General features: G+C 45.2%; 22 protein-coding genes. 10 read left to right on the top strand and 12 right to left on the bottom strand.

Annotated features, from left to right (window positions below; genetic code table 11):
- Positions 1-2: 2 nt before the first annotated feature.
- Positions 3-1,943 (bottom strand): ATPase domain-containing protein, encoded by a 1,941-nt coding sequence (locus QHH00_06145; GenBank protein ID MDH7508964.1) that lies wholly within the window; start codon positions 1,941-1,943, stop codon positions 3-5.
- Positions 1,944-2,362: 419 nt separating this feature from the next.
- Here QHH00_06145 and QHH00_06140 point away from each other — a divergent pair, with 419 nt between their 5' ends.
- From QHH00_06140 to QHH00_06130, 3 genes are all read left to right on the top strand, one after another.
- Positions 2,363-2,533, top strand: coding sequence for a hypothetical protein (locus tag QHH00_06140; GenBank protein MDH7508963.1), 171 nt, complete (start codon positions 2,363-2,365; stop codon positions 2,531-2,533).
- 49 nt (positions 2,534-2,582) lie between these two features.
- Positions 2,583-3,644 (top strand): deoxyhypusine synthase family protein, encoded by a 1,062-nt coding sequence (locus QHH00_06135; GenBank protein MDH7508962.1) that lies wholly within the window; start codon positions 2,583-2,585, stop codon positions 3,642-3,644.
- Between the two features lie 68 nt (positions 3,645-3,712).
- Positions 3,713-4,279, top strand: coding sequence for a DUF531 family protein (locus QHH00_06130; protein ID MDH7508961.1), 567 nt, complete (start codon positions 3,713-3,715; stop codon positions 4,277-4,279).
- 64 nt (positions 4,280-4,343) lie between these two features.
- Here the strand turns inward: QHH00_06130 and purM are convergent, their stop codons facing one another.
- Positions 4,344-5,381: a phosphoribosylformylglycinamidine cyclo-ligase gene (gene purM, locus QHH00_06125; protein ID MDH7508960.1), complete on the bottom strand. Its 1,038-nt coding sequence runs from the start codon at positions 5,379-5,381 to the stop codon at positions 4,344-4,346.
- Positions 5,382-5,487: 106 nt separating this feature from the next.
- On the opposite strand from purM, the gene QHH00_06120 reads away from it, so the two are divergent.
- From QHH00_06120 to QHH00_06110, 3 genes are read left to right on the top strand one after another with little or no spacing between them, the layout of a single operon-like run.
- A complete protein-coding gene (locus QHH00_06120; protein ID MDH7508959.1) occupies positions 5,488-6,132 on the top strand; it encodes an RlmE family RNA methyltransferase in 645 nt (214 codons plus the stop codon).
- A 60-nt stretch (positions 6,133-6,192) separates the two neighbouring features.
- Positions 6,193-6,426: a hypothetical protein gene (locus tag QHH00_06115; GenBank protein ID MDH7508958.1), complete on the top strand. Its 234-nt coding sequence runs from the start codon at positions 6,193-6,195 to the stop codon at positions 6,424-6,426.
- Positions 6,416-7,087 carry a fumarylacetoacetate hydrolase family protein gene (locus QHH00_06110; protein ID MDH7508957.1) on the top strand — a complete coding sequence of 224 codons (672 nt, stop codon included), beginning with the start codon at positions 6,416-6,418 and terminating at the stop codon, positions 7,085-7,087. The genes QHH00_06115 and QHH00_06110 overlap by 11 nt, the downstream gene beginning before the upstream one ends.
- Here QHH00_06110 and QHH00_06105 read toward each other — a convergent pair.
- Positions 7,084-9,825 (bottom strand): DEAD/DEAH box helicase, encoded by a 2,742-nt coding sequence (locus tag QHH00_06105; protein ID MDH7508956.1) that lies wholly within the window; start codon positions 9,823-9,825, stop codon positions 7,084-7,086. The two genes, QHH00_06110 and QHH00_06105, sit on opposite strands and share 4 nt — an antisense overlap.
- 151 nt (positions 9,826-9,976) lie before the next feature.
- Between QHH00_06105 and QHH00_06100 the strand changes: the two genes are divergently transcribed.
- Positions 9,977-10,639, top strand: coding sequence for a hypothetical protein (locus QHH00_06100; GenBank protein ID MDH7508955.1), 663 nt, complete (start codon positions 9,977-9,979; stop codon positions 10,637-10,639).
- A 122-nt stretch (positions 10,640-10,761) separates the two neighbouring features.
- Here the strand turns inward: QHH00_06100 and QHH00_06095 are convergent, their stop codons facing one another.
- A complete protein-coding gene (locus tag QHH00_06095; protein MDH7508954.1) occupies positions 10,762-11,934 on the bottom strand; it encodes a (Fe-S)-binding protein in 1,173 nt (390 codons plus the stop codon).
- 227 nt (positions 11,935-12,161) lie between these two features.
- On the bottom strand, positions 12,162-12,674 hold the full coding sequence (locus tag QHH00_06090) for a ferritin family protein (protein MDH7508953.1): 513 nt from the start codon (positions 12,672-12,674) through the stop codon (positions 12,162-12,164).
- Between the two features lie 380 nt (positions 12,675-13,054).
- Here QHH00_06090 and QHH00_06085 point away from each other — a divergent pair, with 380 nt between their 5' ends.
- Positions 13,055-14,947 (top strand): aldehyde ferredoxin oxidoreductase family protein, encoded by a 1,893-nt coding sequence (locus QHH00_06085; protein ID MDH7508952.1) that lies wholly within the window; start codon positions 13,055-13,057, stop codon positions 14,945-14,947.
- A gap of 103 nt (positions 14,948-15,050) precedes the next feature.
- Here QHH00_06085 and QHH00_06080 read toward each other — a convergent pair whose 3' ends face one another.
- Positions 15,051-15,539 carry a pyridoxamine 5'-phosphate oxidase family protein gene (locus QHH00_06080; GenBank protein ID MDH7508951.1) on the bottom strand — a complete coding sequence of 163 codons (489 nt, stop codon included), beginning with the start codon at positions 15,537-15,539 and terminating at the stop codon, positions 15,051-15,053.
- Positions 15,540-15,568: 29 nt separating this feature from the next.
- Positions 15,569-15,844: a DUF3795 domain-containing protein gene (locus tag QHH00_06075; GenBank protein MDH7508950.1), complete on the bottom strand. Its 276-nt coding sequence runs from the start codon at positions 15,842-15,844 to the stop codon at positions 15,569-15,571.
- A gap of 97 nt (positions 15,845-15,941) precedes the next feature.
- Between QHH00_06075 and xth the strand changes: the two genes are divergently transcribed.
- Entirely contained in the window at positions 15,942-16,706 is a 765-nt protein-coding gene (xth, locus tag QHH00_06070) for an exodeoxyribonuclease III (protein ID MDH7508949.1), read from the top strand.
- A 17-nt stretch (positions 16,707-16,723) separates the two neighbouring features.
- Here xth and QHH00_06065 read toward each other — a convergent pair whose 3' ends face one another.
- The 4 genes from QHH00_06065 to QHH00_06050 form a co-directional block, all read right to left on the bottom strand.
- Positions 16,724-18,025 (bottom strand): ABC transporter permease, encoded by a 1,302-nt coding sequence (locus QHH00_06065; GenBank protein MDH7508948.1) that lies wholly within the window; start codon positions 18,023-18,025, stop codon positions 16,724-16,726.
- Positions 18,022-18,780 (bottom strand): ABC transporter ATP-binding protein, encoded by a 759-nt coding sequence (locus QHH00_06060; protein MDH7508947.1) that lies wholly within the window; start codon positions 18,778-18,780, stop codon positions 18,022-18,024. The genes QHH00_06065 and QHH00_06060 overlap by 4 nt, the downstream gene beginning before the upstream one ends.
- Positions 18,781-18,812: 32 nt before the next feature.
- A complete protein-coding gene (locus QHH00_06055) occupies positions 18,813-19,559 on the bottom strand; it encodes a DUF72 domain-containing protein (protein ID MDH7508946.1) in 747 nt (248 codons plus the stop codon).
- Positions 19,560-19,794: 235 nt separating this feature from the next.
- Positions 19,795-20,061, bottom strand: coding sequence for a SemiSWEET transporter (locus QHH00_06050; GenBank protein ID MDH7508945.1), 267 nt, complete (start codon positions 20,059-20,061; stop codon positions 19,795-19,797).
- 509 nt (positions 20,062-20,570) lie between these two features.
- Here QHH00_06050 and QHH00_06045 point away from each other — a divergent pair.
- Positions 20,571-21,191, top strand: a complete 621-nt coding sequence (locus QHH00_06045; GenBank protein MDH7508944.1) for a LysE family transporter — start codon at positions 20,571-20,573, stop codon at positions 21,189-21,191.
- 557 nt (positions 21,192-21,748) lie between these two features.
- Here the strand turns inward: QHH00_06045 and QHH00_06040 are convergent.
- On the bottom strand, positions 21,749-22,576 hold the full coding sequence (locus tag QHH00_06040; protein MDH7508943.1) for a DUF1638 domain-containing protein: 828 nt from the start codon (positions 22,574-22,576) through the stop codon (positions 21,749-21,751).
- Positions 22,577-22,850: the final 274 nt, after the last annotated feature.

The following is a 22,850-nucleotide window of genomic DNA, read 5'->3' as shown; positions in this document are numbered from 1 at the left end:
CTTTAGCGGATGTGTTCGAGTGCGAATGAACCAATTGTGAGGCCGTGCTTGCTCGCTGTGTAACGAATATAGGCCCTCGACTGCACTTCGCAGATGCCAATAACGGCGAAATACGTCCTCAGCTGATCGACTTTGAAGTCGATCATCCCGTCCATGATCGATCCAAGCATTTGAATTTCCTGCTCACTGTGCATGCCCTTCTCGACGACATAGAGTGATACGGCCTTGTCTCTCTTCCTGCGACCGCAGAAGGGGCTGAGAAATCGAAACGCCGAGTTAATGTCTGAGTACGCAATGAGGGTTGATATTGTTCTGAAGGCAAGGCGGTAGTATTCATGTTTTTCCTTATACTCCTTTGTGATCTTTTCGACTGCATCCATGATCTTATCATGATCCGTTGGCTCTTCGATGTAGACCGTATACGGATCTACGGTCGTATCACCCATGCTTCTTGAATACGAATCAACATACTTTACGAGTCCGAGGCGTTCGTATTCTTCGTAGCCAGACAAAACAAACTTCATCTCTTCCCTGATATCGCTTGGCGTCTTGTCTGTGATAACCCATATCGCCGGTATGCCTTTTTTCAATCCCTCCGCGATAAACTGATTGACCATCACTTCTTTTCCAATGAACGGCGGTCCGTGAATCAGTACATTCGATCCGAATGGAATGCCACCGAGGAGAAGATCATCAAGGCGCGGATTTCCGGTCTTGACTTTGGCCTGTTGCATCTCAAGTGCACGTTGCTCCTCCCTCGCCGCAATTTCATCCTCTATGATGCCTTGTTCTCTTAACCGCAACTCTTCCATCTTCGCATTGAGGTATTTTTCTTTGGCTCTGAGCTCCTCCTCCTTTCTCTGAATTTCTGCTTTCAGATCTTCTAATCGTTTAACCATTTCATGTTCTTCGATGCTAGTCGCACTCTTCTTCGCCTCTTCGAATCTTCTCCTTTCTTCCGCTAATAATTTTTCTCTGTAGAGGATGTCTTCCTCCCTTCTAATCAGCTCTTCTTCCTTATAGGAGATCATTGACTTGATTTTTTGGAGCTCTTCATCTTTCTCTTGCAGCTCTTCCCTTAACCTTTTGATTTCATCATCCTTTAACAAAAGCGTCTTCTCTCTTTGCTGTATTTCCTTGATGCTTTTTTCGATTTCCTTTTTCGCCTCAGGAGTACTCATCTTCGCAATTTCGAGTTCATCTTTCAGCAGCTTGATCTCGATGGATTTTTGTTTGAGCTCTTCTTCGAGTTGTTCTATTCTTGTCTTTAATTCCTGCTCTCTTCGTCGATAATCATTTTCCTTCTCCTGAAGTTCCGCGTGAAAACGATCTTCAAGTCTTGCTTCCTCCTCCGCTGTCCCGGTCTCCTGACTTTTTAGCATCGCCTCTTTTTCTGTTAAGTGTCTCTCTCTTTCATCGAGCGCCTTTTCCCTCTCTTTCAATTCGAGTTCTTTCCTGATAATTTCAGCGTGATCGATAGGCAGACCTGCCAAGGTTTCCTCAAGTCGCTTTTTGAGGAATGTCAGCTGTTCCCCAGCTTCTTTCAATTCTTTTGTCAGCTTCGCATTCTCTTCGGTTAACTTCTCAACTTTCCGCTTGATTTCTTCACTATCCCCGCCAACTATCGTTACTCGCCCCTCTTTTACTTCGCAGATCTCGTCTTTCAATCTCGCGATCTCGGCTTCATAAGAAGCAATAATCTCTTCAACCGATTCCCCCCGATCTTCCGCCTTTTCTGAGATGGGAGTGGTCTCGGCAGATGTTTGCGGCGATTCATCGAGCCAAGAAATCAAATCAAATTCATCTGTGAGCCACTTCTTAATTTCCTCAATTTTCTCTATAGAAGCATTACCATCGGTACTATTGTTAATACCATTAAAACCGGTAAACTCGAGTTGTGCATAATCGCGCTTTTGATCTTCTTTCATCTTCTTTTCCTGCAATTATACACCTGCTTTCTTTCGGAACTTAACTGATTTCACTTTACTCGCTTAATTATTATTTTAATATTTTGGCATCATCATCAAAAAATGAATTTGGCAACAGGTATCATTGTATTATTATCTTGTCTTAACATAAAAGTGTGCAAATATGAATTGCGTTTACAAACGATAGTCTGTAGAAATCAGATGGTATTGAAATCTTTGAGATTTCATGACGCGCTGTTGTACACAACAGCTCAGTGTCTAGAAGATTTTTCATTCAGTTCTGGTTTCTTATGTTTTAATTGAAACTCGGTGATTTTTTTTTGCTAATCACTTCTGGTCTCCATCCATATTCCAAATCTGATTGCTTCTGAACAAAAAAATATATACTGACAGAAATATCTTGATAAATTCGGGCCTCGACCAGGAGCTTTGAAATGGAAAAGCGGATTCACGTCAGGATCGATAAGAACAGCAACTTGACATTGCGTGAAGTTCTAAAAAAAATCGAGGAAATCCAGGCTGAACATCCAGAGTTGGATGTTTTTTTTGATGGCGACGAGTACGCCATCTGCAGCCGCCCGAAGAAAGCTGAAAAAGACCAATAAATTGCCTGAGTTCTAATCGGGCAGCATTACGAGAATGGAGGAAACGGATATGGTGAGCCGCAAAGACCTCTTGAAGGAGAAAGTCAAGGCGATAGACTTCGACAAGATCAAAACGGTAAAGGATCTCGTAGAAGCTTATAAGGACAGCTCGGTGCAAAGCAGAGCGCTGGCCAACTGCGCTGCTGTGTACGAGAATGCGTTGAAAGATCCGAGCAGACCGACAATTGTACTAGGTCTGGCTGGGCCACTCATTGCAGCCGGATTAAGAAAAGTCATCGCTGACATGATCAAGTATGGTATTGTCGACGTGATCGTATCAACAGGGGCTATACCTTATCAGGATTTCTATCAATCAAGAGGGTACGCGCACTACAAGTGTTCCCCTTATATCGATGATGTTAAGTTGAGAGAACTTTTCCTTGACAGGATATACGATACCCTTGTCGACGAAAAGAAATTCGAAGAAACTGATGCATATATCGGTGAAATTGCCAGCGGACTCGAACCGAGGTCGTATTCCAGCAGAGAATTCCTCGATATTCTCGGAGATTATTCGAAAGATGAGAACTCGATTCTTTATAATGCACGAAAGTACGGTGTGCCCATTTTCGTTCCAGCGCTCAACGACTCGTCTATCGGTATCGGTTTGACTGAAATGTATGCGAAAAGAAGACAGGAGAACAAACCCTTCATGAAAATCGATCCGATCCGGGACGATTATGAACTGACGCAGATCATGATTCATTCTGATAGGACAGGCGTCATTTATATTGGGGGCGGAGTACCGAAAAATTTCATACAACAAACAGAGGTTATCGCGTATGCGTTGGGCCATGATAAAGGCGGTCATTATTATGCGATACAAATCACGACCGATGTCCCATACTGGGGTGGCCTCTCTGGTTGCACTTTCGAAGAAGCTCAGTCTTGGGGAAAGATCAGCAAACATGCGACAAAGGCCGTTGCATACGTCGAGGCGTCTATCGGCATGAGTCTCATGGTCGGTTATATCCTGCAAAAAGGCGTATGGAAGGGAAGAAAGCGCTTGCAGTTTATCTGGGAAAATGACACACTGAAAGAGATCAAAAAGGTTCCGTTGGCAATCGAATGATTTCCGATGAATCCTTTTTGACTCTTTTAATTGAATTCTTTTATGATTTAGACGACGAAGATGCGAGCATGATTGGACGTCCTACAATCGGTCTTTGGAATTCTTACGATCCCCATCATTTCAGGGAAGCCCATCGTCGCCTCCTCGCCCGCGTGGGTCCATTGGCATTTGCGTTCGATATGAACCTCGCGACCTTTGGATTTCCTTTTCCTTCGGAGCTCTCGAAGCCGTCTGAAGTCGCGGAGTGGGTTGCGACAACGACAACGATTGGTGAGGAAGGCCGTTATCTCAAGGAACTGGCATCGAGAGGACGCTTTCAAATGTTTCCATACGTTCGAAAAGGATTTCCGCCACAGCTTGGCGAAATCATATTGACGACGAGCAGTCCCGACATAGAGCGAAAGAGAACTGCTGACGATATCTGCGCGATGCTTATGAGCGGCAGGAGCGTTTGTTTACTTTTCGGGGCAGGGCCAAAAGGAACACCAAAGGAGCTCATTGATTCGACAAATCATCATTTTGATGTGACTTTTGGAGGCCACTCCCTTGAAACGTGTACGGCACTTGGTGCTGTTGTCGCGGTCATCGCTCATACATTGAAAAGGAAATCTGAGCAGTCGCAAGAGTCACTTTGATCCAATAATACCCTCCTTTGTTCTTGCACTTTTTACTCTTTAATCAACTGCGTCACTATTTTTTTTAGTATTTTTTATAAGAAATCTTCAGTGACGGAATGGCGACGCCTTTTCCTTTCGTGACTCTGCCGACAACCTTTGCACCTTTTCCAAGTGTTTTCAATGCATTTTTTTCCTCCTCCTCTGGGCAGATCACGGCGAATCCCATTCCCATGTTGAACGTCTGGTACATCTCATGATTATCGATTCTTCCCAGATCAGCGATGATCTCGAAAATTGGGTTCGGAGGAAGAGGATCATCAATTTCGAATTTCACATCACCTTTAATTCTGACAAAATTACGGAGACCTCCGCCGGTAATGTTGACCATGCCGTGTACTTTGCATGATTTGATCAATCTCATGACCTTTTTCACATAAATCTCAGTTGGTGTGAGAAGTTCTTCGCCGACAGTTTTATCGAGCGGTGATATGACCTCGTCGTAGTCAATTCTATTCTCCTCAAACACCTTTCTTGCCAATGTCAGTCCGTTTGAATGAATTCCCGAACTCGGCAATCCGATGATCAAGTCGCCCGGCGTTACTTCGCTTCCATTGATGATTTTCCGCTTATCAACAAATCCAAGGCAGCTCGCTGAGAGATCAATTTCCTTAACGATTTCAGGCATTATCGCTATCTCTCCTCCCACAATATCAACATTAGCCAATTTGGCACCGCTCTCGAGACCTTTTCCAATTTCCTTGGTGATTTTCTCATCAGGTCGATCCATGGCAATGTAATCGACGATCGCGAGCGGCTCCGCGCCAACGCAGATGGTGTCGTTCACATTCATCGCGATGCAATCGATCCCGACAGTATCCCATTTGTTCATTCTTTTGGCGACGAGGAGTTTTGTCCCCACGCCATCGGTGCAAAGAGTGAGGGCAACGTCACCAAAATCGATTAAACCGGTGAATTGACCTTTGATCGGCAGCGCCATACCAAATCCCCTTCGTTTATACTTGAGTTCTTCAACAAGCGAACCGATCGCCATCGATTTTTTATGTATGTCGACGCCTGCCATTTTGTAAGTCCATCCTTCTGGATTCATCGCGCACGCCATCTAGTAATCCCCATCGATTGAATTAACCTTTTTTATTCTTCTCATGTGCCATCCTCATGCGTAAAAACCAAACATTTATTTGGGCGGCGAAAATAATTGAATCGAGATGTCGAGACGCTGGGTCGTGGAGCGCCGCAGGGATTTTTATTACCGGAAAGCGAAGGAAATGAACTACAGGAGCAGGGCCGCTTTCAAGCTGAAACAGATCGACCAGCGATTTGGAATTTTGAGACGCGGGGCAACCGTTGTTGATTTGGGCGCCGCACCTGGCGGATGGCTTCAGGTTGCAAAGGAATCGGTAGGATCTAAGGGTCTCGTCGTCGGTGTTGATCTGCAACCAATCTTGCCGATCGAAGGCGTCATGACCATTCGCGGGGATATCAGGTCGGAAAAGACTGTGGAGAAGGTGCTTTCGGTGATCGGAGGTCGCGCGGATGTTGTGCTTTCTGACATGTCGCCGAATATCAGTGGAAACTATTCAACCGACCATGCAAGGTCTGTCGAGCTCTGTGAGCATGCCCTCGAGTTTGCGAAAAAGAGTCTGAAAGATGGCGGAAGTATGGTTGTCAAGATCTTCCAGGGGGATCTGTTGAAAGATTATCTGAGGCAGATGAGGGAGAACTTTTTGGATGTAAGGTTGCATAGTCCGAAAGCCTCGCGTCCCACAAGCTCGGAAATCTATATCATAGCGCGTGGTTTTGTTCGCAATGATAAGAAAGAAGAAGATGTGGACAATTCGATCAACCAGTAGGTCGTTTTGACTGCAAAGTTTTTATGATCGAGTTCCATTAAAGAACGGAGAGTAGATCGAATGATCACATATATGACCATAATTTTCAGCTCCAACGGTTCGAGACCGTCCGAAGTACTGAATGCGCTGCACAATCTTGGATTTGAGACAACGACTGGCGCCTACGACTGCGTCTATCGATGGGACAGCAAAGCGACGGTGGAAGATGCGATTTACCTTGCTGACAAGGTTCACGCCACTCTCAAGGGAATGGGTGTTCTTTTCAAGTTAGAGACGGTCAGCGATGAGCTCTGATTTTTCGCTCGAGGTTGAAGGAAAAGTGGAACGAGTAAGGTGTCAGAAGATCATCTGTGTTGCCCGCAATTATCTAGGGCATGTCAAGGAAATGAGGGCTGAAGAACCCGAGGAACCAGTGATCTTCTTGAAAGCACCGAGCGCACTTACTGAAAATGGTTGCCCTATTCTCATTCCTGATTCAATCGGTCGGGTTGATTACGAAGCAGAACTCGCTGTTATTATCGGGAAAAAGGGGAAGAATATACCACTCGATGAGTCAAGGAATTATATTCTCGCTGTGGCCGCGTTCAACGATGTAACAGCAAGGGACATACAGATGGAAGCGAAGAGGAAGGGTTTGCCATGGGCGATCAGTAAGAGCTTTGATACATTTGCCCCAATTTCCAAACCAGTTTTGTTGAAGGATGCTGGTAACATCGATCAAATGGAGATCACTCTCAAACTGAACGGCCAGATTCGCCAAAGCAGCAATACATCAATGATGATCCACAAAATCGATTATCTCATTTCTTTCATTTCGAAGTTTATGACCCTCGAGCCCGGAGACATCATTGCTACTGGTACACCCGGAGGCGTGGGACCGATGAGCCCTGGTGATGTTGTCGAAATCACAATAGGAAATTGTCTTTACCTTCGCAATCCAGTCGTCGGAATCTAATCCCAGAATCGTTTTGTTCTCGCATATTGAATCTCGGCGCTGAGGATCCCTCTCAGAAATTCATCTTCGTTTTCATAGAAACCTGAAAGAATCCTTGCTGCGGTATCAGGTCCAACTCCTCGTGCAGAAAGCACAAGAACTGCTTTTTTTCCGTATTCTTTAACGAGATTTGCATTCTTGTAAATCTTATGGATTTCCTTTTTTTCTTCTTCCGTCAGATGCTTCTTTTTCAGTAATTTTGCCTGATCTTTATTGTATGAATGTAAAGCTGCAACCATGACCCCATGGCATTTTGGGCAAGCGATATGCTTTGGCAGGTTGCGAGGGGTTGAGCGCCACTGGTTGTGACAGTTAAGACAAGTGAGATAAGATACTTCATCTTCGAGCCTATTCTTAAGCGCTACAAGAATCGAATGATCGGCGCGTTGCGGCATGATGAGATCTCTAGAATGTTCAAGTCCACTCATCCCGATTGGGGAAATCCCACATATCTCGATTCTGATCTCTCCTCTTTCAATTTTTCTGAGGACCTCAATAGTCCTTTCAAGATCAAGATCCTCCCATAGGATCTTGTTAATCGCCTCTTGATACAGCGGGGTATTTTCAAAAATCTCTATCAGTCGAGAAAGATTGATTGATCTATAATCTGCACCTTTCTCAATGACACCGAATTTCTTTGCAACGTAGATGAATCGCCAGCGCATGAACGATGAATTCCTGATCGCTTTCTTGATGAGCTCCTGTGCATTCTCAGACTTAATCGATTTGATTGTTTCCAAGATCATCGAGGGAGCAATATCTCGCGGTAATTCGATGAGGATTCTATACGGATCGGTTCGTACAGAAACGCTCTCTCCAAGCCGCGCGCTGAGAAGGAGTGATACCAGAATTGCGATTGTCTCGTTGACTCTCGAGCCAAAACAGGCATTGAGAACAACGGTTCTCTTGCCGACATCGAGCGTCAGAAAATTGTCCGTAGGCATCGGATATCGCTCATTTTGTTTATCGAGATACTCTTTCAATTTTCTGAAAGCCTCTTCATCACCTGGGTATCTTTCGAAATCCTGTTTTGATCTCAGGGCTCCGACTTCTTGGGCGACTTCGAAGGGAACTGGTATCTCCTCTCCCACCCAGGATGGAATTGATCCGATCTCTCTGACCTGTTCCACAAGCAGCTCATCCTCCCTCATTTCGATGATACGCCAGGTCCTCCCTCGGGTGATGAATGTGGCGTAAGGTTCGGCGAATGAAACGACGAAACTCTCATCAAGCGAACCAACAACCTTTCTGCTGCCGATATCCCTCACACGATATGTCTTTTCGTCAGGAATCATGGAGACGTTTTCGTAGAAATACCGCATTCCTCTACCTGATCGTTTAAAAGAATCAATGCTGATCCTAAGTAACCCGATTTGGCCGAGCTGGTTGAGCACATTCATAAATTCGTCTCTTGTCAAATTTCTGAAGGGATATGTTTTTGTGAATATCCTGTACGCATCATCGATTTTGATGTCTCCGCTCATTGCCATCGAAATGATTTGGTTCGCAAGGACTGTCAGAGGCTTTTCCCGTACAATCGACGCTTCTAATTCGCCGTTTAGCGCCCTTCTTGCGATGACAAGGCTTTCCGCGATTTCATCTGGTGTCGAGGCGATGATGATACCCTTTGATACCTTTCCAACTCCGTGCCCTGACCTCCCGATTCTTTGGACGAGTCGCGTGACCTGTCTCGGCGAATTGTACTGAATTGCAAAGTCCGCGCTTCCGATGTCGATGCCCAGCTCGAGTGAAGAGGTGCAGATCAGCGCTTTGATCTTTTCATTTCTGAACGCCTCTTCCATCTCCTCCCTGATCTCTTTGGAGAGAGATCCATGATGAACACCGATCGGAAAGTTTTCGTCCCAAATGTGATATCTTGCCGCAAGCGCTTCGGCTGTATCTCTTGTATTCACAAAGAAGAGCGTCGAACGATGGGATTCGATCAGCTCCCGTCCCCTCCTCATGCATGCAACAAGCTGAGGATCACTTTGCAGGATGCCTGCCAGTTCTTTGTCCTCTTCGGTAATCTCAGGCCCCTGTACGCGAATGTCGAGCGTCTTGATCACATCGGTTTGGATGATGGTAACCTCCCGACCTACGCCTCCGAGAAACTTCGCAACCTCTGATGCGGTGCCTACAGTCGCAGAAAGTCCGATTCTCTGGAATTCGCCAGCAAGATCAACCAGTCGTTCAAGCGCGACTGCTAATTGCGCGCCTCTCTCATCAGAAGCGAGCTCGTGGATCTCATCAATGATGACCCATTGAACATTCTCAAGATGCCTTCTCAGCTTCTTCCCAGTGAAGAGAATTTGGAGAGTTTCTGGAGTTGTGATCAGCACTTTTGGTGCGATTCTTGCCTGCGTCTCTCTTTCCGATTGCGCCGTGTCTCCATGTCTTACAGCAACGCTGATGCCAAGATCTGTTCCGAACTCGCTAAAGCGGCGTAGCATATCTCTGTTGAGAGCTCTCAACGGCGTGATGTAGAGGCACATGATCCCCTCGCCCTCCGCTCGAAGGATTTTGTGGAAAATCGGAAGCATCGCTGCCTCCGTCTTCCCAATTCCAGTCGGGGCGACGAGGAGCACGTGCTTCCCCTCCAGAATATGGGGTATTGCATCTTTCTGGGGGTCCGTCGGTTCTCGGATACTTTTTTTCTCGAGAATCTTTTGAATTCTTTCATCAAGAAGTTCGAATACCATAACCGAAAGCGCCAGCAACGAATAGATTGTAATATTTCAATATATCGATTCGTTATTTTTTAATCGAGGAGGCTTACAGAAACATTGAAAAGTCAGATTAACCCATAGCACTCATTGGCAAAAGGCAAATAGATTTTGAGGAAGGAACGCGATGAATCCATTGCTCGTAAGTCCGAGAGAATTCGAATTAGTTATTGTCGCACTGCTTTTGGTTTTCGGTGTTGTACTCGCATTTGTAGGTCACAGGATTTACAAAAGCATTCTTGCGGTTGTCGGTGTGGTCCTCGGCTTTGTCATTGGGTTCACTCTTGGCTCGATGTTTAGTGGGATCATTGTCGCGTATATACTCGGAACGCTTGGAGCAATTTTCCTCGCTCTCGTTTTTTATTATCTCGTTGCCACTGCGATGTCGCTCATTGCTGGTGCTGCAGTATTTCTGCTCGCTCACGCTTTGGGAGTTAGTCTTATCATCTCCCTCATCATCGCCACAGCGGTTTTCGTGATCGTTTTCTTAACCTATGATCGGCTCGTCGCTCTCTTTACGGCGCTCGTCGGTGCCACGTTGGTTGCCTGGGGACTCGATATTCTTGGATTCCAATGGATCATCGTCGCGATCATTTTCTTCATCACTACGATCTCTGGTGTGATCGTTCAGTGGATCGATATCTCCTCAAAAAAGCCTCGTCCAATTGAATCAAGAAATCTCCCATCGAAGATCGATATCGTAAAACGATGTCCCAATTGCGGTTACGTCCTCACATACATGCCGGAATATGATGCCTGGTTTTGTTACAGTTGTGGGAAATACAGTTGATGATAGTTCGCATCAAACCGAGTTTTATAGCTTACTCAAATCTACTAGCTGTTATCGAATTAATTGATTCGGGCTATTCTACAACGAGATGGTCTGCACTTATTTTTTAATTCACCGCAATCCTACGATGCCTTAGTCGGCTCTGTTGCTTCAAGTAGGAGTTCAGATATGTCTTTCACTGGAATATTGGCATTGATTTTCTTCGCGCCCTGTTCGAGGTTTAAGACACAGAAGGGGCATGAGGAAATGATCATCTCAGCTCCAACATCCAGGGCCTCTTTAACCCTCTCGGCAGCGATATTGACTGCATAATCGTTGAACGCCGATTTATATCCGCCACCGGCCCCGCAACACATCGAACTCATCCTGTTGTGCGCCATCTCAACGAGTTCGATGCCTGGAATCGCCTTGAGCACTTCCCGAGGAGGTTCGAAAACACCAGAATGTCTACCTAGGTGACAGGGATCGTGATACGTCACTTTCGCTTTGATCTCCTTGGTGAATTTGAGTTTCTTTTCCTTGATGAGTTTTTGAACGTATTGCGAGAAATGATAGACCTCGAAAGTCGGATTCGAATAAAATCGTCCATAGTCCTTCAGCGTTGTCTTATAACAACCGGCGCATGTCGTTACCATCGCTTTTGCGCCTCTCCTCTCAGTCGTCGTGATTGTATGTTCTGCGAATCTCGGCGTCAGGTCGGTCATACCAGTTCTCAGCGCAGGTGATGTGCAGCACCATTCATCCGCTCCCAAAACGTCGAGCTTGACGCCGGCACGATGGAGGACGATGACGCCAGCCCTCGCGATATTCTGAACTCGATAGGATGCGGTGCATCCAGCGAAAAAGATGACCTCTGGAGTTCTCTCTCGCGGCACTTCTGCTGGAAACCAGGCGTCTCTTTTCTCTACAGGCTCTCCATACGGATTTCTCACTTTCTCTATCCTTTCGTGGAATTTCTTGTGTGCGGGTAGCGGGCCAGCGCCCTGCTCCACAACCCATTCTCTTACTTTTTCCCAAAATTCCGCAAATTCGATCTGAACGTGGCAGACGGTCCAGCATGCAGCACATCCTGTACACATGTATAATGCCTGGACAAATTCATCGTCAATGTCGACTTTTCTGCCGAGAAGTTTGTCAACTGGTGATCTTTTCATCAATTGATTGAGGTAAAAAATCTTACCTCGAGGCGTGATCGATTCCCACGGTGTCTGCTTCCAGGTTTCACAAACGCGGATGCAGTAGCCGCATTGCAGGCAAGCAAGCAAATCTCTCTTAATATCTGGTAGTTTAACCATTTGCGCACCTCAATCAATTTGTCAGATCCTGGAGCTGCCTTTAGTTGAAGGCGAATCCGGGCTATGGATGATTACTGAATATTTATTTTTTCTCCAAATGCAGCGCACCGATTCGAAACAATTGATTAATAGTGGCGGTTACTCAATTAATTTTCATTTAAAAGTCAGCATCTTTTTGCTCAGAAAATGCGAAGGGGATTTTGAGAATCTTTCTTACATCAGGGTGTTCAACCCTCAAGAATAGGGACGTATCCGTACCAGGTGCCTTCGAGTTTTAACATGTGGATATTCTCTTCAAGAAGTTTTTTGTGACCTTCCTCCCATTTGGCCAGCCGTTCGAGGAGTGCTTTGACATTTGAATCAGATGCAATATTGGCCGCATCGGTATATACTCTGATCGAATTATCCTCGATAGAAACACCAACTTCGATGATTTTGATCTCGCCCTCAATTGAACGGCAATCTTCTTCCAAGTTTTCTGTGAAAATCTTTCGAGGAATGAGGCTGGCATATCTCTTCGAAGGTTTTAATTCTGAGAGTTTCGCGCTTGGTTGAATGCGAAAGATTTCACTTTCGATCATCGATCTATGCATCTCTTCATCTCTTGCCAAACCTCTAAAGAGTGCAGACCCCTTTTCATCTTTAACACATCTCGATAATTGCATGTAATACTCATATCCAAATCTCTCGATCTCAATTGCCGCTGCTAGTATTGAAATCTTGTCTCTTGCTTCGTCCACCCCTTTTTCTCCCTCCGTATCGATTAATCAGAATTTACCAAAGTAATTGCGGTTTTTCCAATCTTTACCGGGTTCTCACAAATCGTCATAATTTTCCTTACGAGGAAACAATCGTTGCTCATTATTATTTATAACTTTTTAGAGATCTCAAAAAAGATGATTCATTGAAAGTGCAAAATCGGATTTCGCGATTCGAAATGCAAATTCCGACATAACGAAATTCTTATAGCGCTTGAAGGGGTTTTATGGGCAGCATGAAAGCCTCCCTAGCAAGGTGTATCTTTCCTCACCAGACTTGCTGGAAATGAGGAGGCAGGAGGAGAATGGGACGGTTTGCGTGATCGTCCTGAAAAAATCAAAGATGAGGAGGAAACGAGTCTATGTATGGCTATTGGGGAAAAATTTTAAGAATAGACCTGAACACCAATAAAGTCTCCACGCAGGAGTTCGACGAGGAATTTGCGAAAAAGTGGCTCGGAGGAGTTGGCTTCGGAATCAAGATCTGTTATGATGAGATTCCAGCCGGCGCCGATCCTTTGGGCCCCGATAATGTCTTCGTCCTTGCGGTAGGTCCTATCCAGGGTCACGGGATCCTCGGCTCTGGGAGATTCACGATCTCGTTCAAGTCTCCTTTGACTGGCTTCTGGGGTCAGTCGACGGGAGGCGGATATGTGGCCGAAGAGCTCAAGAAATGCGGATATGATGCATTGGTAATTAAGGGCGCGGCAAAGAAACCAGTGTGGATCTCAGTAATGGACGACAAAGTCGAAATTCACGATGCCTCGAAGCTATGGGGCAAGGATGTGCACGACACGCAGGAGGCGCTGTGGAAGGAAGTCGGTGACAAGAATGCTGTCGTAATCCCGATCGGTCCTGCAGCGGAGAACCTCGTCAGATATGCTGCACTCGTCACATACGATGGTCATGGAAATGCTGGGCGGATGGGTGGAGGCGCTGTTTTGGGATCTAAGAAAGTGAAAGCGATTGTGCTCAAGGGAAGCAAGAAAAACACCGCAAAGGATCCCGAGAAATTAAAGGCGCTGAAGAAGGAAGTCGCAGCCGCCGTCAAAGACAACCCATTTGCAAAGCAGAACCGAGAAGAAGGGCAGGCAATGGCGGTTATCCCGAGGGAACAGCTCAGCCTTCTCCCGATGAAGAACTTCTCACTCGGATCGTGGCCCGAGGGTGCGAGGAAGATTGGATCCGCTGGTGGTGAATTCAACCAGGTGCTCAAGCCAAGGCCAGATGCATGCTCAAACTGCGTCATGGGTTGCCACAGACGTGTCACGATCAAAGAAGGGACACCTTGTGATATGGACGGCTACGGTCCAGAGTATGAGACGCTGGGGATGATGGGTAGCAATTGCCTCGTGGACAACCTGAAGGCGATTAACTACGCTGGTCACCTCTGCAACATGTACAGCATGGACACGATTGAATTCGGTGGTGTCGTGGGCTTTGCGATGGAAGCCTACGAGAAGGGGTACATCAAGAAAGAGGATCTGGGATTCGAACTCAAATGGGGTGACGGAGTCGCGATGTGCAAGCTTGCCAAGATGATCGCGATGAGGTCGAACCCGATGGCGAAACTTCTTGGCGAAGGTTTGAAGGTAGCTGCGAAGAAACTCGGCTGTCCACAAATCGCCGTTGAAAAGGACAACGCAGTAATCCCAGCGCACGACCCGAGAGCGTTCTTCTCGATGGCTGTTAACTACGCGACGGGGCCGAGAGGTCCGTGCCATGTAACTGGATTCCCCGAGGGGTCAGAGCTTGGTATTCCTGTGCCTGAGTACGATCTTCCACCGATGGACAGGTTCGATGACAAGTTGAAAGGGAAAGCTGCTGTTGCGTGGCAGGACATCTGCCAGGTCGATAATGCATTGAGCTACTGTCTCTTCTATGACTTCGCTGGTTATACGCATCAGATGAAGGCGGACATACTCAACGCGATTACTGGCTGGAACTACACGACAAAGCAACTCTTCCAGGAGGTCGGCGGGAGAATTAACCAGCTCTGCAGGATGTTTGCCTTGAAGCATGGATATGACCCGAAGAGGAACGACACGCTGCCGCCGAGGATGTTCGAACCTCTCAAAGAAGGCGGCGCCGCTGGCAAAGTGCCCCCGCTCGAAAAGATGCTGAAAGAGTATTACGAGGTGAGGGGCTGGGTTAACGGAATCCCGACGGAAGAGACGCTCAGGAAATTTGGATTGGACTTCGCAATCCCGGACCTCAAGAAAGTTCCAGATGGCAAGAAGTGGATCTGGGCATAAGCCCTTTCCTTTTTTTTTTAAATTTTATTCATAAAATATCGATTATGCATGCAATTACAAAGTTGAGGTTGCAGTTATTGTAGTAAGAGGATACGGCCAGATATCATAAACCCTGTCTCATTGTCACTTTTTCTGACCTTTTACCAGTCATCCTTTCGATACTAATGGCAATAATGAGAGTCTTTTCGAGAACTTTCTGATCAAACTCGTATTCCTTTTGACCTGTGTAGTGTTCCATGATGATCTGGAGAGCCTCTTTCTTTTTTTCAACATCTGTAATAAATGACGCTGTCCCAAAACCGATGACGCTGAGGTAACTCATCTCAAATCCACAGGGTCTATTGCTTTCAATGAGTTCAATATCGACATCGATTTCAAAACAGACCCTGTTGTTCTTGCGCATCATTTCAACCTTCTTCCCCCCTTCAGCCGAATGGAGATAAATATGGCCATTGCTATAGCCAAAACTCAAGGGGACGACGTACGGCTCACCATCATTGCACAACGCAATTCTGCAGACCTTCGCCTCGTTGATAACCGACTCGATCAATCCAAGATCATTGATCTCTTGAGCGCTCCTTCTCATAACCATGATATTTCACACCTTTAGTGACGGGAGTTTCAATGTTGATTTAATAATCCTGCCTTTCCAGAAATGAAGATGCAGTAATCGTAGTGAATCGGACCACTTTTCGTCGTCTCACACGGAAATTCTTGGCACACAAAGCAGTAATCTACTTTTTTTCGATTTGCACATGTTGCTATACCGCAGAAGCGATTTTCCTTTGGTATGCAACCCTTCTTACCGTTCGGACATTTTTCCATTTTCATCAATGGGCAAATTTCGCAAGCAATACCGCAGACACCGATTCTCGTACCCTTTATTTTTTCTTCCATGGCTCATGATTTCTTGCATAATAGATGAATATTCTTATCCGATGAGACTCCTTGATTTCTGCTGAGACTCCGAAAATAAATCGAGAAGGTGAGGGATTTGAGGATTTTATCCTGGAATGTCAACGGTCTCAGAGCAGTCCTCCAAAAAGGATTCATTGAGTGGCTTAGATCTGATAATCCAGATATAATTTGCATTCAGGAGACGAAGATTTCGGATCGGCAAATGCCGCGGGCACTGAGTAGGGTAAGGGGATATCACATTTACCTCTCGTCATCGCAGGAGAAGAAGGGATACAGCGGGGTAGGACTTTTTTCTAAGAGGGAACCAATTTCAATTGAGAATGGCATCGGCATCGAGAAATTTGATAAGGAGGGAAGAATCCAGATTGCTCGATATGAAGACTTCCTTCTTTTTAATGTCTATTTTCCAAATGGGAAGGCATCGATGGAACGTCTAAGGTACAAACTCGAATTCTATGATCATTTCTTGCATTATGTGAAAAAGTTTTTGGAAAAAGATGAGAAGATTATCATCTGCGGGGATGTTAACACCGCGCACAAGGAAATCGATCTGGCAAGACCGAAAGAAAACGAGAAGGTTTCAGGATTTCTTCCGGAAGAGAGGGCATGGATCGACCGTTTAATTGAAAGTGGTTTCCTCGATACTTTTCGAGTCTTTAACCAATCACCTGGCCAGTACTCCTGGTGGGATATGAAGACAAAGGCGAGAGAAAGAAACGTTGGATGGCGCATCGATTATTTCTTCATCAGCAGGAACATGTTAGATCGCTTGAAGACAGCTTTCATCTTGAAAGAAGTGCAGGGCAGTGATCACTGCCCTGTCGGCATCGAGCTTATCTGATCATAAGCGATCTATTGCTATTCCTTTGAACGCTTTAACTGGACCAAACGCCATATTAGGTTGATACTCAGTTTTTCACCCTCTCCTTTCGATTTTCCAGTGATCAGGATATCTTTTTTAAACAACCAGACAGCAATGTAGACTGTGAGCAGTCCGAATAACGCCTGGTAAACGATGCCTGCGGCGACAAAGGTATAGTTGTCTAGCATCAGATTCTGCATAGCCAACATGGGATGTGAAAAAGGAATTGCAAACAGTATGATCTGAACAACAAAAGGTAGCGTATCGAAGTCGCCAAAAATGAGAATGAACATCGGAATGATTGCCAGGAATGTGATGGGCATGGTAAGTGTCTGTGCGGATTTCATATTCTTTGCGAAAATGCCCAGCAGCATGCAAAGTGCGAGTGCCGCAAAAAGACTGAGAAAGAGCGTAATCCCTGTTAACAGGTAATCGAAGAGACCCAATTCGAAGCCATAAGTCGCCAAATCTACCGGTGATTGTTGCTGGATCGAAGAGATGTAATATCCGAAGCCGATCATGTAGATGACCGCCATAATCAGTCCAACAATCGCAGCACCGACAAGTTTTCCGAAGACGATCGAACTCCTTTTCACAGGCAATGTGAGGAGCGTTTCAAGCGTCTTGTTTTCCTTTTCACTTCCCATAGAAGAAATGACCGTTCCACCAGAAATGACAATGACAAGAACGACTACGAGAGGAATCACGAAACTCTGTTGTGAAAGAATGCCCATGATCGTCGTTGGGGATACACCCGTCAATTGCCTGTTCTTGAACATCGTCGTCTCGTTTTTGACCGTGGGGTTAAGGATGGTTTTCGGGTTCACTTTCGATTCGTTACCAATGAGATGCTCTGCAATCGCAAAATTCATCTGCTGGATGAGCGCTTCAACGACGCCTGATGGAATACTGTCGAGAACGCCACTTCCCCTCATGATCCAAATGATTTGGATCTCGCCTGACCTATTATTCAAAATGTTCTCTGAGAAATTATCTGGGAAAATGATAAGCGCCGTGCCACCTTTTTCCTCAACTGTCCTAATCCCTTCATTTATATTGGAGTCGTTATAGACAACCTCAGCGAGCTTTGTGAGCGATGATACCGCGATCTCCGAAACTGGCGTCTTGTCGAGATCGATGACGCCGATGATTGGGGGTTTTGAAGCTTCTTCACCAACGCTGCCTATCATGTTTCCTAGCGATCCGAAAATAACGGCCATAACGATGATCGGCACAATCGTCGCTGGTGTTAGAAGTTCTCTAATCTCCTTCTTTGTGATGTTCAGAAATCCTCTCATGAGACCACCTTGACAAATACATCTTCAATATTCTCAGCGCTGTATCTCTCTTTCAGCTCCTTGGGAGAACCAGTTTCGACGATCTTGCCATCGTTGATGAGCGCGATGCGGTCGCATAGGAATTCAACTTCAAGCATGTTGTGCGATGAGAGGAGAACTGTCATCCCCTCGGCTGAAGCCTTCCTCACGATGTTTCTGATTTCCTTGGCATTGATCACATCGAGACCAGAGGTAGGCTCATCGAGAATTGCAATTTTCGGCTCAACCATGAGGGCGCGGCCGACGAGAAGGCGACGTGTCATCCCTTTGCTGTAAGTCTCCACTTTATCGTCAATTCTTTTACCGAGATTTGCGATATTAATACCTCTTTCCACCATCGATTCATATCGTTTTCCGAGCGACGGATCGAAGAAAGCTGCAATGAATTTCAGATACTCCCTTCCCGTCAGATTCTTGTAAGCGCCAGCATCCTCAGGAAGGTAGCTGATGATCTTCCTTATTTCATCCTGATCTCGCTCGAGATCCTTATCGAATATCCTCACACGGCCCGAAGAAATCTGCAACAGTGTTGCGAGGATCCTGAGCGTCGTTGTTTTACCCGCACCGTTCGGGCCAATCAGGCCGAAGATCTCGCCCACGTCGACGGAAAATGATATTCCCTTAACTGCAGTGAATTTTCCGTACATCTTGACGAGGTCGCTCACCTCGATTGCCTTCAATAGGTATACCTCCTCGAATCCCTTGATCGACTCCATGATCGAATTAATCTAGATATTAAATTGACTGCCTAAAAATCGATCATATCACTTCTTAATCCCAGCTTCCTCATCAGTGTGAGACAATTTCTGGGGGCGTACGCATTGTAATCGTTGTTCCAGTATCCATAAACCTCTTCAACATCAAGTGATTCCAGAATCTTAGCCCATTCCTTGATCTCGTTCTCGCTGTATTCATAACGGTACCATGACTTGCGACCATGCCATCTCACGTATGCGAAGCCAGCAGTGATCACATCCTGAATGATCATTTTAGGGGAATCCACGAGACACGTTGCGACCTTATATTTGTCCATCAAAGATCTTGTTTCCGAAGTGATCCAGCTCTGATTTCTGAACTCGATCGCGTATTTATGATTACTAGGAAGTGTGGCAAGGAAGCTCTCAAACTTATCAAAGTCCTGTTTCATCGCAGGTGGTAGCTGTATTAGAATGGGACCGAGTTTTTCGCCCAACAAGTCCAGTCTCTCGATAAAAACCGATAGGTCCTCTTCGACACCTTCGAGACGCTTGATATGGGTGATCTTACGACTCATCTTAGGACAAAAAATAAAATGCTCGGGCGTTCTAGCCTTCCAGCCCTTGACCATGCCCTCGTACGGAAGCCTATAAAATGACATGTTGATCTCGACCGAGTCGAAATATTTTGCATATTCCTCAAGCATTTTTTCTGGCGGGCAGTTCTGCGAATAGAGCTTGCCGATCCAGTCTCTGTAGCTCCAACCGCTACAGCCGAGGTAGTACTTCTTAGTGGACATCGCTATTATCATTCGCTATGGTTCTTATAAATTCGAATGTTGTGATTGGCCAGAATTCAAAATCGTTTTGAAAAGAATACAGTCTTTCAGCTCCCAAGCTTTCAGCTCCCAAGGTTAGAGGTGCATGTCCAAGATAACACGGAATCATCACATCAGCGCTATCCAAGTGAATTCCTCATGAGCGAGAATATTCAAATCGTCGAAGAGATTCCCATTCACAGCTTAATTAATATGTTCAAAATTGAGTGCGCTGATATTTCATCTTTAGTGCTATCAGCACGACGTTCAGACTTAACGCGATGGCATTCCAGAAAATGACAGGCAAACTGTCTATCAGGATGCCGTAAACCATCCAAAGAAACATGCCAATGCCAAGGAGCAAAAGCATGCCTGACGAGACATCCTCCATCTTTTTTGTTCTAAATCCCTTAACAATCTGAGGAACGAATCCCATAGTCGTGAGGAAACCAGCTAATAAGCCCAGAAGTGTCCAACTATCCATGATCGGGAATATCTATTCCACAGATTATGCTTTCTCTCCCCAATTCTTTTGTGATAAAAAAAACCCCTTTTAGACTCTTTCTCATGATCTAGGAGATGTGATGAATTCGTTGTCAGCTCAATCAATTGCAGACAGAAAAGGTATAATTCTGCCAGAAACCGGTATTCAGGCTTTGTGCAATTGATTGAAATTAGATTCATGAGTTTGCAACGTGAAGACTTTCAGAAAGCGACGCCGTGAAAAGATGCTTAAGAATAAAATTGTTCAATATGTAGGAAAGATGTTGAAATCAAAAATTAATGCCATTCTCATCATTCCGCTCCTCGGTTACCTTTGCATAGAAAATGCAATACTGTCTCAATATCGCATGTACCAGTTCTAATTAATTGAATAAACTCCTTTACCGTCCACTCAATAACCCGAATTTATTAACGGGCGAATCATTATTTACATGACGAATCTCGTGAGAATTTGCACTGTGAGCCATATCGCTGGAATGGTGAAGAAACGTGTTGATTGAGGTTCTCGGTCTCCTCTCGCTCGGTTTTCTTGTCGGGCTCAGTGGGGCCATAATCCCGGGTCCACTTCTTGCATTTACTGTACTTGACACGAGTAAGAAACAGAAAATAACGGCGCATATAATCATCTTCGGCCATGTTGTCTGGGAATTAGGAATCATCCTTCTCATTCTCGTCGGTTTCGGCTACCTTCTGATCAACAACAAGTGGATTGTTTTTCTTATTGGTGGAGTTGTTCTTGCGATCATGGGAACAATAATGATACTTGGAAAGGGAGGAGAAATCAGGATGAAGAGCTCCCGCGTCGACTCTTCTTTTGTCGGCGGGATTTTCTACACAGCATTCAACCCATCACAACCAGCCTGGTGGGCAACCGCTGGCCTTGCCTTATTGATAACAGGATTGGAGGTATTGGGTATTGCCGGCGTCATTCTCGTCACATTCGGACACTGGCTATCAGATTTTGCTTATTACTTACTCGTCTCTTTCATCATTCATCGGCATGAAGAATTCATCAATCCCCGTCAGAGACAGCTGACATTGATCCTCGGTGCCTTTCTCCTAATTCTGGGCATCTATTTTCTAATCGTGAGTTTTGATGGTTTGGGTTGAATTTTCAATATTGATTGACAATTGGCAAATTCATTCCAAAATAATCGAAAGAGAGATGTTATCATAAAGACAAAAAGTCTCCAAAAAGGAATACAGATGCTCATCAATGGTTAATAGCAAATTCTAGTGATTTTTTTCGCAATGGGGTTTCTGCAAATTTGATAGGGATCATGAGATCACTTATCACTTCTACGTCTAATCACTTCTACGTCTAGGCAAATAGATACTCGTAGACCGATTCTTCGTATCTCGATTTCTTTTATATTCCGGAGCACAGTCCTTTTTTTCGATCAAAAAGACAGATTTGTACGTTCACTTTTTCACAATAGAATGCATCTTCGCGTCACTCTTATCATAATTAATGAGACCTCAATGTGTCATAGAGATTCTAACTTCGATGTATAAGAATCTCACTAATGGCTATAGAGCTAGCAAATTCGTGAATAACACCTTATCAACAAGTAAAAGTCTACTCTATGGAAATCGAATCAAATAGAATGTTGAGGTATATTGGTGGAAACCGGGATTTTTAATGCCAGTTCTCTTTTAGCAATTACTTAGGGATCTCCGGTCTGATCATTACGTTTAATTATATTGTTCTTCGCCCTATCGTACGAGTGCTCGATCGCGTCCAGAGTTATGAATTCCTTTTCAAGCGAAGCCTTCTGAAAATTGAACTCGCGCACGAAATCATCGACGTGCCGCTCAAAAGCCTCTTGATCACCGAGACCCGTGTCCAGCTTCAGCGCCATCTTATAGCCAGCTATTTCGAAAAGCCATTTAAGCATACTCAGATCGTTCTTGTCGATTCCTCTTGTCAATTCCATTTTATAAATAAGCTCACGCCAGTGTTCTGCCCATGCAGGCGTGAGATAAAAGACTCCAGGATAGCGTTTTAACAAACGATAATAACCATCCGTACCGCCAAGTACTGCTGCAATGCAATCATCCACTGGTCGACCCTGATCATCCGTGAGCATGAATAGGTCTCGTCCGCACTCCTTCTCAATCTCAGAGATATCTTTGAACGCATTGCCGCAGAGGCCATAAAAGAGAAGGATGGATCTGCACTTCGGCGCAATGAGATTCACAGATTCCAAAACCTCCTTCCGTAATCTCTGAGGGTCTTCATGTAGTCCCATGGATTTCATGAGGATCAGAACGTTAAAGCCATCTTCTGGGAAGTGATCAAGTGCGTCTTGTTTGATCGAACAAATCTTTGCCTCGACTTGCGCTCTTCTCAATTTCCTCAACAGGTTCTTTGAATCCTCGTTTTCGATGACGAAGACTCGTGCGATATCCTTATCGCGTTTGATGGCGTGAACGATTTCGTCCTCAAGAATGGGGCAACCGATAATGCCAAGAGAGCCGGATACGGAATTCACGGGGATATGAATCACAGCGCCTGTATTAAAATGATTTTGTTTGAAATTCGATTCGAACTCGAAAATTGTAGTTTCAAAGCATCAGGAAGGCTCCCGTTCCGCAAGCCGATGTTCATGTTATAGATGAAACTGGGTTTGAGGGTTCCGTAAATCCTGCACAGATAAGAAGTTTGCTCGTTAGGGTAGGGGCTTCTCTCTCTTCAAATAATAGATAGTCTCAGATAATAAGTAAAATTCTCAATTAGACATGAATTCGCAGTACCCTCGTCCGTAG

The sequence above is a fragment of the Methanomassiliicoccales archaeon genome, from assembly GCA_029907465.1.
Taxonomy (GTDB): Archaea; Thermoplasmatota; Thermoplasmata; order Methanomassiliicoccales; family JACIVX01; genus JACIVX01.
This window is presented reverse-complemented; position numbering and strand designations above follow the sequence as displayed.

Bases quoted from the DNA above. Each gene is read 5' to 3' on its own strand.
- QHH00_06140 (MDH7508963.1), top strand. From the start codon at position 2,363: ATGGAAAAGCGGATTCACGTCAGGATCGATAAGAACAGCAACTTGACA.
- QHH00_06135 (MDH7508962.1), top strand. From the start codon at position 2,583: ATGGTGAGCCGCAAAGACCTCTTGAAGGAGAAAGTCAAGGCGATAGAC.
- QHH00_06130 (MDH7508961.1), top strand. From the start codon at position 3,713: ATGATTGGACGTCCTACAATCGGTCTTTGGAATTCTTACGATCCCCAT.
- purM (MDH7508960.1), bottom strand. From the start codon at position 5,381: ATGGCGTGCGCGATGAATCCAGAAGGATGGACTTACAAAATGGCAGGC.
- QHH00_06120 (MDH7508959.1), top strand. From the start codon at position 5,488: ATGTCGAGACGCTGGGTCGTGGAGCGCCGCAGGGATTTTTATTACCGG.
- QHH00_06115 (MDH7508958.1), top strand. From the start codon at position 6,193: ATGATCACATATATGACCATAATTTTCAGCTCCAACGGTTCGAGACCG.
- QHH00_06110 (MDH7508957.1), top strand. From the start codon at position 6,416: ATGAGCTCTGATTTTTCGCTCGAGGTTGAAGGAAAAGTGGAACGAGTA.
- QHH00_06105 (MDH7508956.1), bottom strand. From the start codon at position 9,825: ATGGTATTCGAACTTCTTGATGAAAGAATTCAAAAGATTCTCGAGAAA.
- QHH00_06100 (MDH7508955.1), top strand. From the start codon at position 9,977: ATGAATCCATTGCTCGTAAGTCCGAGAGAATTCGAATTAGTTATTGTC.
- QHH00_06095 (MDH7508954.1), bottom strand. From the start codon at position 11,934: ATGGTTAAACTACCAGATATTAAGAGAGATTTGCTTGCTTGCCTGCAA.
- QHH00_06085 (MDH7508952.1), top strand. From the start codon at position 13,055: ATGTATGGCTATTGGGGAAAAATTTTAAGAATAGACCTGAACACCAAT.
- QHH00_06080 (MDH7508951.1), bottom strand. From the start codon at position 15,539: ATGGTTATGAGAAGGAGCGCTCAAGAGATCAATGATCTTGGATTGATC.
- QHH00_06075 (MDH7508950.1), bottom strand. From the start codon at position 15,844: ATGGAAGAAAAAATAAAGGGTACGAGAATCGGTGTCTGCGGTATTGCT.
- QHH00_06065 (MDH7508948.1), bottom strand. From the start codon at position 18,025: ATGAGAGGATTTCTGAACATCACAAAGAAGGAGATTAGAGAACTTCTA.
- QHH00_06060 (MDH7508947.1), bottom strand. From the start codon at position 18,780: ATGGAGTCGATCAAGGGATTCGAGGAGGTATACCTATTGAAGGCAATC.
- QHH00_06055 (MDH7508946.1), bottom strand. From the start codon at position 19,559: ATGTCCACTAAGAAGTACTACCTCGGCTGTAGCGGTTGGAGCTACAGA.
- QHH00_06050 (MDH7508945.1), bottom strand. From the start codon at position 20,061: ATGGATAGTTGGACACTTCTGGGCTTATTAGCTGGTTTCCTCACGACT.